Origin of the sequence: Microbacterium halotolerans (genome assembly GCF_003569805.1) — a bacterium.
GTDB classification, from domain to species: domain Bacteria; phylum Actinomycetota; class Actinomycetes; order Actinomycetales; family Microbacteriaceae; genus Microbacterium; species Microbacterium halotolerans.
On record NZ_KZ984051.1, the window covers coordinates 1427912 to 1437345 of the forward strand.

Sequence of the window (9434 nt, forward strand, 5' to 3'; positions counted from 1 at the left end):
CGGCAGCTGGGGTGGCGCCAGGGGGCGCGGTGTAGCGTGAGCGGGTGACGCACGAAGACATACGAACGCCCAGAAGGTACGTCGCGCTCGTGGTGATCGGGCTGGTCGCCGGGTTCATGTCCGGACTGTTCGGGGTCGGCGGGGGCGTGCTCATCGTGCCGCTGCTGGTGATGTTCGTCGGCTTCGGGCAGAAGCGGGCGGCGGGGACATCCGGCGCACTGATCGTCGTCACCGCGGCGGTCGGAGTCGTCTCGTACGCGGCTCACGGGAACGTCGACTGGTTCGTCGCCGTGCTGCTCGCCGCGGGAGGAGTGGCGGGTGCTCCGATCGGCGCGCACCTGCTGCACCGGTTCAACGAGGCAGTCGTGCGCTGGGTCTTCGTCGGGTTCCTGGCGGTGGTCATGATCAGTCTCATCTTCATCGTGCCGGATCGCGGCGCAGTGGTGCCGATCGACATCTGGCTCGGCGCCGCACTGGTGGCGATCGGATTCGTCACCGGCATCCTGTCCGGTCTGATCGGCGTCGGCGGCGGCATCGTCGTCGTGCCCGTGCTGATCGTCGTCTTCGGCGCCAGTGATCTCGTCGCCAAGGGCACGTCGCTGCTGATGATGATCCCGACCACGCTGGTCGCCGGGTGGCGCAACTTCCGCAACGGCAACGTCGACCTCGTCTCCGCCGTGACGGTGGCCCTCGCCACTGTCGTCACCACCCCGTTCGGCGCGATCGCAGCGGGCATGCTCGATCCGCAGACTGCCAACTGGGTGTTCATCGCGTTCCTGGCGGTGATCGCCGTGCAGATGGTCGTTCGTGCGATCCGTGCCGCCCGCTGACGCGCAGCGCGCACCGGGGGCGCCTCTTCCGCCGCGATCGACGCGCGATGACAGATCCGCGGGTTCGCGGCCGATACGAGTTCGGGCGGAAAGCTCTGTCGACGTTCCTTGTCGGTCGCGGCGAATGGCGTTCGCGAGTTGAGCCGACAGGGCATACTGATCCGCGGCGGATAGGATCGAGGAGTGGCAGTCAATCCTGATCTGACAGAGCGCGAGTTCGCGCCGACGGCACCGTATCTCGTCGGCCGGGAGAAGGTGCGCGAGTTCGCCCGCGCCGTGTGCGCCGAGGCCGATGTGCACCACGACGTCGAAGCCGCTCGCCGGGCGGGATACGCCGACGTCGTCGCGCCGCCGACCTTCGCGATGGTGATCCAGGACCTCACGCTCCAGCAGCTCCTCGGCGACCCGACCGCCGGCATCGTGCTCGAGCGCACTGTGCACGCCGAGCAGAAGTTCCGCACCACCCGCCCGATCGTCGCGGGCGACGAACTGACGGCGACCCTGTCGGTCACGGGCATCCGCACCGTCGGCGGCAACGCCATGATCACCAGCGAGGCAGAGATCGTCGACGCCGACGGGCGCCACGTCGTCACCGCTGTATCCGTACTTCTCGTGGGGGCTGAGGAATGAGTTTCGAGGTCGGCCAGATCGTCGCAGAGCGCACCGTGCGCCTGACGCGCGAGTCACTCGTGCGCTACGCAGGGGCATCCGGGGACTTCAACCCGATCCACTACCGCGATGACGTCGCCGCACGGGTCGGGCTTCCCGGCGTGCTCGCGCACGGCATGCTCACCATGGGCATCGGCGCCTCGGTCGTCACCGACGCCGTCGGCGACCCGGCCCGCATCATCGACTACGGGGTGCGCTTCACCAAGCCCGTCGTGGTCGATCCGGATGACGGTGCTGAGGTCCGCTACGAGGCCAGAGTCGCCAAGGTCGACGACGGCATCGCGCGCATCGACCTGACCGTCACCTTCGGTGACGCGAAGGTGCTCGCCAAGGCCCAGGCGAACGTGCGGTTCGACGAGGCCGCGCAGGCGTGAGTGATCCGCTTCCGCTCTCGCAGCTGACGACGCTGCAGGTCGGTGCCGCGCCCGAGCGCATGATCGATGCGCACACCCGTGATGAGATCACGGACGCGCTGCACCAGGTGTGGGCCGACGGCGATGACTGGTTCGTGCTCGGCGGCGGCTCCAATCTGCTGGTCGGAGACGAACCGTTCGACGGCACGGTCATCCGGATCCTGACACACGGTTTTCAGGCGGTGCCCGGTGCGGAGGCAGGACGTCGACGCATCCGGATCGAAGCCGGCCAGAACTGGGACGAGTTCGTCGCGTGGACGGTCAGCCAGGGCCTCGCCGGTGTCGAGGCGATGAGCGGCATCCCCGGCACCGCCGGTGCGGCACCGATCCAGAACGTCGGCGCGTACGGCCAGGAGATCGACCAGACGCTGGTCGAGGTCGAGCTGATCGACGAGGCCACCGGCGAGACGCACGTGGTGCCGGCCGGAGAGCTGGGGCTCGGCCCCCGCACGTCAGACCTGAAGCGACACTACGGCTCCGAGCCTCGGCGCAGGGCCGTGATCCTGTCGATCACGCTTGAGCTCGACGACGTCGGCACAGGCACGTTCCCGATCCGGGACCAGCGCATCGCCAAGGCGATCGGCGCGGATGTCGGCGCCGAGGTCACGCTCGCCGATGTGCGCGAATCGGTGCTGGCGATCCGGGCGTCGAAGGGCATGGTGCTCGACCCCGCAGACGACGACACCCGCAGCGCGGGGTCGTTCTTCAACAACCCGATCCTGTCGGAGAGCGAGGCGCGCGCGCTGCCGGAGGCGTGCCCGCGCTGGCCGCTGGTGCCCGACATCGAGCCCGTGCGGGTGATCCCGTTGGAGAGCTTCGACGGCTACGTGCCGCCCGCACCGGTCGAGACCGCGGGCGTGAAGGTCAGCGCCGCGTGGCTGATCGAGAACGCCGGTCTGAGCAAGGGCTTCCGGCTCGGTCGCGCGCGCGCATCGCTGTCCACCAAGCACACACTGGCGCTGACCAACCGCGGGGGCGCGACCGCGTGGGAGATCACCCAGCTCGCCCGCTTCGTGCAGACCCGGGTGGCCAGCGAGTTCGGGATCGAGCTGCAGCCCGAACCGGTCTTCGTCGGCGTCGAGCTGTAGTCTCGGTCCGATCAGGCGAAGAGGCGCTGGAGGCGCTGGATGCCCTCGAGGAGCTGGTCGTCGCCGAGGGCGTAGGACAGGCGCAGGTAGCCGCTGGGGCCGAACGCCTCGCCCGGCACGACGGCCACCTCGACCTCGTCGAGGATCAGGTCGGCGAGTTCGAGCGTGGTGTCGATGCGGCGCCCGGCCCATTCGCGACCGAGCAGGCCTGTGACATCCGGGTACGCGTAGAACGCTCCGAGCGGGTTCGGCACGCTCACTCCGTCGATCTTCGACAGCTCCTGCACGATGAGTCGGCGCCGACGGTCGAACGCGAGACGCATCTGCTCCGCTTCGTCCTGCGGTCCGCTGATCGCCGCAATCGCTGCGCGCTGCGCGATGTTGTTGACGTTGCTGGTCAGGTGCGACTGCAGGTTTCCTGCGACCTTGATCGCGTCGACGGGCCCGATCATCCAGCCCACGCGCCATCCGGTCATCGCGTACGTCTTCGCGACGCCGTTGACGAGGATGGTCTGGCCGGCGACATCCGGGACCGCCTCGACGATCGACGTCGCGACGGCGCCTTCGTAGGTGAGGTTCTGATAGATCTCGTCGGTGATCACCCAGATGCCGTGCTCGAGCGCCCATTCGCCGATCGCCCGAGTCTCCTCGGGCGAGTACACGGCGCCGGTCGGGTTCGACGGAGACACGAACACGAGCACCGTCGTCTTCTCGGTGCGGGCTGCCTCGAGCTGGTCGACCGTCACCTTGTAGCCCTGGTCGGCGCCGGCGAAAACCTCGACGGGTGTGCCATCGGCGAGCTGGATGGCTTCGGGGTAGGTGGTCCAGTACGGCGCGGGAAGGAGGACCTCGTCGCCGGGGTTCACCACAGTCTGGAATGCCTGGTAGACGGCCTGCTTGCCGCCGTTGGTGACGATGATCTGGTTCGGCGCCACTTCGAGCGAGGAATCGCGCAGCGTCTTCTCGGCGACCGCCTCCTTCAGCGCCGGCAGACCGGCGGCGGGGGAGTAGCGGTAGTTCGCCGGATCGCGCAGGGCCTCGGCTGCGGCGTCGACGACGAACTGCGGTGTCGAGAAATCGGGCTCGCCTGCGGCGTAGGAGATCACCGGGCGGCCCTCGGCCTTCAGGGCCTTCGCCTTGGCGTCGACCTTGAGCGTCGCCGATTCGGCGATGGCGGACAGCTTGCGGGAGAGAGGAGCTCGTTCGGTCACGTCTCCCACGGTACAGCGATGGCGCGCGACGCGCGTGGAATTCGCGGGCCCCATTGCGCATGCCGTACACTTGAGGAACCAGTGCTTCATTGCATGCTTTCGCTCTGCCCGACGGGCTGTGAGAGGATCGAGAGGCACCTCGAGACCCGCAAGGTTCTCTAGGGCGGTAGCTCAATTGGCAGAGCAGCGGTCTCCAAAACCGCAGGTTGCAGGTTCGATTCCTGTCCGCCCTGCGCGTCAGCGCCAGCTGACTCACGAAAGGTATCGAATGGTCAGGGACGCTTCCGGCGGCGACGTCGTCGCAGCGAACGGCAATGCTGAGAAGAAGCCCAACTTCTTCATGCGGATAGTCATCTTCTTCCGCCAGGTCATCGCCGAGCTTCGCAAGGTCGTCACCCCGACTCGTTCCGAGTTGCTGAAGTTCACGTCCGTCGTGCTCGGCTTCGTGGTCGTCATGATGGCTCTCGTCTACGGGCTCGACAGTCTCTTCACGTGGGTCACGACCTGGGTGTTCGGCATCCCCCGCTGATCACCTCTGGCGCACCGCAATCGAAAGTGAGCTGACGTGACTACCCACAATCACCGCGACGACGTCGACCTGTCGACGGCGGCGGAGCAGTCCAGCGAAGAGGACGAGGCACAGGACGGCAACGTTCTGGCCGAGCAGGAGCAGGCGGCGCAGGCCCCTGAGACCGGCGCGATCCACCTCGATGGCGGAGAGCCTGCTGACGAAGACATCGACATCACCGACCCGGAGGCCGACGCGATCGTGAACGACGCACTGAACATCGACGAGACCGCCGAGGTCGAGGCAGCCGCAGACGTGCTGAGCGATGACGAGGCACAGAAGGACGCCGGCGAACCACAGGGCGACGCGACGACGGACGCTCAGGACGAGGCCGCAGAGCCGCAGGCCGAAGCCGAGGTCGAGGAAGACGACCCGTACGCCGAGTTCCGTGCGGAGCTGCGAACCCTCGAGGGCAAGTGGTATGTGATCCACTCCTACGCCGGCTTCGAGCGCAAGGTGAAGGCCAATATCGAGCAGCGCAAGGCGACGCTCGAGGTCGAGGACGAGATCTATCAGATCGAGGTCCCGATGGAGGACGTCGTCGAGATCAAGAACGGCCAGCGCAAGATGGTCACCCGGGTGCGCATCCCGAGCTACGTTCTCGTGCGCATGGAGCTCAACGAGGACACCTGGTCGGTCGTGCGTCACACGCCGGGCGTGACGGGCTTCGTGGGCAACGCTCACAACCCGACGCCGCTGCGGTTCGAAGAGGCGTTCAACATGCTCAAGCCGCTCGCCGAGCTGAAGGAGGCCGAGAAGGCCGCCTCCGGAGAGAAGCCGAGTGCCGGTGAGAAGAAGGCCGCGCCGCGCGTCATTCCCGCCGAGATCGACTTCGAGATCGGCGAGACGATCACGATCAAGGAGGGCTCCTTCGCGGGCCTGCCCGGTTCGATCAGCGAGATCAACCCGGCCAGCGGCAAGCTCACGGTGCTCGTTTCGCTGTTCGAGCGCGAGACTCCGGTCGAGCTGGCGTTCGACCAGGTCACCAAGATGGTCTGACCAGGCACTTCGTACGACGAGAGCGGCCTCCCCGAATCGGGGAGGCCGCTCTCGTCGTACGGGCGGTCACTCGTGCTGCGCCGCCCAGTGCGGGCTCTGGATCAGTCCGATCAGGTTGCCGAACGGGTCGCTCACCGAGGCCGACCACCAGCCTTCGCCGCGCTGGGTCACGGGGTCGAACTCCTTCGAGCCGAGCGCGATGAGCCGGTCGAACGAGGCCCGGATGATCGCAGCCGCTGAGGAGGGGGTGCAGCTCGCGCATCCGGTCGTCGAGGTGCGCGCGCATCGAGTCGAGGCGCTCGCAGAGCAGCTGGCGGCGTGGTCCAGCGTCGCCGAGGTCATCGAACCCATCCAGGTGCGCGCCCGGCTGCGGAAGCTGGGGGAGCGCCTCGTCGAGCAGTACCGCGACGCGTGATGCGGCGAACCTCGCGGATCGGGTAGACTTGCATGGTTTGTGCGGCGCTTCGGCGCGCACGAACGTCACCGCGGTCCGGAAGTGCCGGATCCGCGGGAGAGGGATGCCTGAGGCATCCGCTCGAGGAAAGGAAAGGTAATGGCACCGAAGAAGAAGGTCTCGGGGCTGATCAAGCTCCAGATCCAGGCCGGCCAGGCCAACCCGGCGCCGCCGATCGGCCCCGCACTGGGTCAGCACGGCGTCAACATCATGGAGTTCTGCAAGGCGTACAACGCCGCGACTGAGCAGCAGCGCGGCAATGTCGTCCCGGTGGAGATCACCGTCTACGAGGACCGCAGCTTCACGTTCATCCTCAAGACGCCCCCGGCGGCAGAGCTCATCAAGAAGGCCGCAGGTGTGAAGAGCGGCTCCGGCACGCCGCACACCGTCAAGGTCGGCAAGATCACGAAGGCACAGGTCGAGGAGATCGCCACGACGAAGCAGCCTGATCTGAACGCCAACGACATCGACGCCGCGTCGAAGATCATCGCAGGCACCGCCCGTTCCATGGGCATCACGGTCGAGGACTGAGGGGGAGAGAAATCATGGCGAAGTCCAAGGCTTACGCTGCCGCCGCCTCGAAGATCGAGGCCGGCAAGTTCTACACGCCGAGCGAGGCAGTCGCTCTCGCGAAGGAGACGGGTTCGACGAAGTTCGACTCGACCGTTGAGGTCGCGCTGAAGCTCTCGGTCGACCCCCGCAAGGCAGACCAGATGGTGCGCGGCACCGTCATGCTGCCGCACGGCACGGGAAAGACCGCGAAGGTCATCGTCTTCGCGAACGGTGACGCGGCAGAGGCCGCCGCAGCGGCAGGCGCCGACGAGGTCGGCAGCGCCGAGCTCATCGCGAAGGTCGCCGCCGGCTGGACCGACTTCGATGCGGCGGTCGCCGTGCCGGAGCTGATGGGCCAGGTCGGTCGTCTCGGTAAGGTCCTCGGTCCGCGCGGTCTGATGCCGAACCCGAAGACCGGCACGGTCACCCCGAACCCGGCCAAGGCCGTCGAGGACATCAAGGGCGGAAAGATCGACTTCCGCGTCGACAAGCACGCCAACGTCCACTTCATCGTGGGCAAGGCGTCCTTCGGCGCAGAACAGCTGAACGAGAACATCCAGGCAGCCCTGGACGAGATCGTTCGCCTCAAGCCGTCGAGCTCGAAGGGCCGCTACGTGCAGAAGGGCACGGTGTCGACCACGTTCGGCCCGGGCATCCCGATGGACGTCAACGGCCTCGCCGTCTGAGGAACATCCGCAGCGCCTGAGGAATCGGGGCCCCGCCCCGTACGGTGCGGGGCCCCGATTCTCGTCTCAGCCCTTGACCGAACCCGCCAGCAGTCCCCGTACGAAGAACCGCTGCAGAGCGAAGAAGACGATCAGCGGCAGGATGATCGAGACGAACGCCCCCGCCGTGAGCAGGTGCCAGTCCTGACCCCGATCGCCCGTCATCGCAGCCAGCGCGGCCGTGAGCGGCTGCACCGTCCGCGACCCGCCGGAGAAGGTCAGACCCACGAGCAGGTCGTTCCACACCCAGAGGAACTGGAAGATCGCGTAGCTCGCGATCGCAGGCAGCATCAGCGGCAGCATCACCCGCAGGAACACCGAGACGTGCCCCGCGCCGTCGATCCGAGCCGCCTCGATGAGATCCCGCGGCACTTCTGACATGAAGTTGTGCAGCAGGAAGATGGCCAGCGGCAGCCCGAAGATCGTATGCGCCACCCACAGCGACAGGAACGGGAACACATCGGCGATCGCGGTGCCCGAGAAGACGCGCAGCAGCGGGATCAGCGCCATCTGCAGGGGAACGATCTGCAGGGCGAAGACCACGACGAACACGATGTCACGGCCCTTCCACTCCAGCACCGAGAACGCGTACGACGCCATGATCGCGAGAATCAGAGGGGCCAGTGTCGCAGGCACGGCGATGACGACGGAGTTCTGGAAGTACGCAGCCAGGTTCGTCGACGTGGCGCCTCCCAGAATCTGCTCGTAGTTGTCGAGGGTGAACTGCGGATCGGTGAAGATCGTCCACCACCCGCTGCTCTTGATCTCGGCCTCCGGTCGGAACGACGAGACGAACAGGCCGAAGGTCGGCACCGTCCAGAGCACCGCGATCACGAGCGCGACGGCGCTCCCGATCCGGTTGCTGACGAGCCGTCTGAACGACCCGGCCGCGCTGCTCGGACGCTTCGTGGGGTTCACCGACGTGAGAGTCTGCGTGCTCATCCGCGCACCGCCTTGTTCTTGTTCATCTGCCGCACGTTGTAGATCACCAGCGGGATCACGAGCACGAAGATCACCACGGCCATCGCTGATCCGATGCCGTTGTCACCGAATGTGAACGACCAGTCGTACATCTCGTTCGCCAGCACCTGCGTGTTGAACTCTGCGCCGGTCATGGTGAGCGTGATGTCGAAGACCTTCAGCGTCGCGATGCAGATGGTCGTGAGCACGACGATCAGCGAGGGACGGATGCTGGGCACCGTCACCCGGCTGAACAGCTGCCACGCGTTCGCACCGTCGAGCTTGGCTGCCTCGATGATGTCGCTCGGCACGGCTTTGATCGCTGCCGAGAGCACCACCATCGCGAACCCTGCCTGGATCCACACCATCACCGCGATCAGGAAGATCGTGTTCAGCGGCGAATCCTGCAGGAAGCGCACGGGCTCGAAACCGAGCCACGTGATCACCGCGTTCAGCAGACCGATCTGCTCCTGAGCCGTTCCGCGGTACTCGTAGACGAACTTCCAGATGATGCCGGCGCCGACGAACGAGATCGCCATCGGCAGGAACAGCATCGACTTCGCGACCTTCTCGAAGCGCGACTTGTCAATGAGAACCGCGTAGACGAGACCGATCAGCGTCGAGCCGAGCGGCACCATCACCACCCACAGCATCGTGTTCCCGAATGCCGTCAGGCCGTCTTGGAACAGGTAGCCGTAGTTGTCGAGGCCGACGAAGTTCTCGGTGCGCTTGTCCATCAGCGACATCCACATCGTGCGGAGCGCCGGGTAGACCTGTCCGAGCAGGAGCAGCAGCAATGCGGGGCCGCCGAACACGGCGACCATCACGAAGGTCTGCTTCCTGCCCTTCACATTATCGGCGGCCCGCGCGATGAGGAGCAGAAGCGCAAGGATCGCCAGGAAGACCAGGACCGCGAGGACCAGCTGGCCGTTCTTCGAATAGAGAAAGAAACCCACGTGACACCT

At 66.5% G+C, this 9434-nt stretch carries 12 protein-coding genes and 1 tRNA gene; 10 read left to right on the forward strand and 3 right to left on the reverse strand.

All coding sequences use genetic code 11. The features are described 5' to 3' along the window. Positions 1-44 precede the first annotated feature (44 nt). From DZG09_RS06450 to DZG09_RS06465, 4 genes are all read left to right on the forward strand, one after another. Positions 45-830: a sulfite exporter TauE/SafE family protein gene (locus tag DZG09_RS06450; protein WP_240423744.1), complete on the forward strand. Its 786-nt coding sequence runs from the start codon at positions 45-47 to the stop codon at positions 828-830. Between the two features lie 183 nt (positions 831-1013). Then, complete coding sequence (locus DZG09_RS06455) at positions 1014-1460, forward strand: FAS1-like dehydratase domain-containing protein (protein ID WP_119696795.1); 447 nt, start codon at positions 1014-1016, stop codon at positions 1458-1460. After that, positions 1457-1873, forward strand: a complete 417-nt coding sequence (locus tag DZG09_RS06460; protein ID WP_119696796.1) for a MaoC/PaaZ C-terminal domain-containing protein — start codon at positions 1457-1459, stop codon at positions 1871-1873. Before DZG09_RS06455 ends, DZG09_RS06460 begins: the two co-directional genes overlap by 4 nt. After that, positions 1870-3000 (forward strand): UDP-N-acetylmuramate dehydrogenase, encoded by a 1131-nt coding sequence (locus DZG09_RS06465; protein ID WP_119696797.1) that lies wholly within the window; start codon positions 1870-1872, stop codon positions 2998-3000. Before DZG09_RS06460 ends, DZG09_RS06465 begins: the two co-directional genes overlap by 4 nt. 11 nt (positions 3001-3011) lie before the next feature. On the opposite strand, the gene DZG09_RS06470 is transcribed toward DZG09_RS06465, so the two are convergent. Next, positions 3012-4211: a pyridoxal phosphate-dependent aminotransferase gene (locus tag DZG09_RS06470; RefSeq protein ID WP_205529078.1), complete on the reverse strand. Its 1200-nt coding sequence runs from the start codon at positions 4209-4211 to the stop codon at positions 3012-3014. 160 nt (positions 4212-4371) lie between these two features. Between DZG09_RS06470 and DZG09_RS06475 the strand changes: the two genes are divergently transcribed. From DZG09_RS06475 to rplA, 6 genes are all read left to right on the forward strand, one after another. Next, positions 4372-4444, forward strand: a tRNA-Trp gene (locus DZG09_RS06475). Between the two features lie 35 nt (positions 4445-4479). Then, complete coding sequence (gene secE, locus DZG09_RS06480; protein ID WP_087054391.1) at positions 4480-4740, forward strand: preprotein translocase subunit SecE; 261 nt, start codon at positions 4480-4482, stop codon at positions 4738-4740. A gap of 36 nt (positions 4741-4776) precedes the next feature. Continuing rightward, complete coding sequence (gene nusG, locus DZG09_RS06485) at positions 4777-5778, forward strand: transcription termination/antitermination protein NusG (protein ID WP_119696799.1); 1002 nt, start codon at positions 4777-4779, stop codon at positions 5776-5778. A gap of 223 nt (positions 5779-6001) precedes the next feature. Beyond that, positions 6002-6193: a WCX domain-containing protein gene (locus tag DZG09_RS06490; RefSeq protein WP_119696800.1), complete on the forward strand. Its 192-nt coding sequence runs from the start codon at positions 6002-6004 to the stop codon at positions 6191-6193. Between the two features lie 138 nt (positions 6194-6331). Beyond that, a complete protein-coding gene (gene rplK / locus DZG09_RS06495) occupies positions 6332-6763 on the forward strand; it encodes a 50S ribosomal protein L11 (RefSeq protein WP_119696801.1) in 432 nt (143 codons plus the stop codon). Positions 6764-6774: 11 nt separating this feature from the next. Continuing rightward, the gene (gene rplA / locus DZG09_RS06500) at positions 6775-7470 is read left to right on the forward strand and encodes a 50S ribosomal protein L1 (protein ID WP_205529131.1); all 696 of its coding nucleotides are present in this window, start codon (positions 6775-6777) and stop codon (positions 7468-7470) included. Between the two features lie 66 nt (positions 7471-7536). On the opposite strand, the gene DZG09_RS06505 is transcribed toward rplA, so the two are convergent. Next, positions 7537-8451 (reverse strand): carbohydrate ABC transporter permease, encoded by a 915-nt coding sequence (locus tag DZG09_RS06505; protein WP_119696803.1) that lies wholly within the window; start codon positions 8449-8451, stop codon positions 7537-7539. Beyond that, a complete protein-coding gene (locus tag DZG09_RS06510; protein ID WP_119696804.1) occupies positions 8448-9425 on the reverse strand; it encodes a carbohydrate ABC transporter permease in 978 nt (325 codons plus the stop codon). The genes DZG09_RS06505 and DZG09_RS06510 overlap by 4 nt, the downstream gene beginning before the upstream one ends. Positions 9426-9434: the final 9 nt, after the last annotated feature.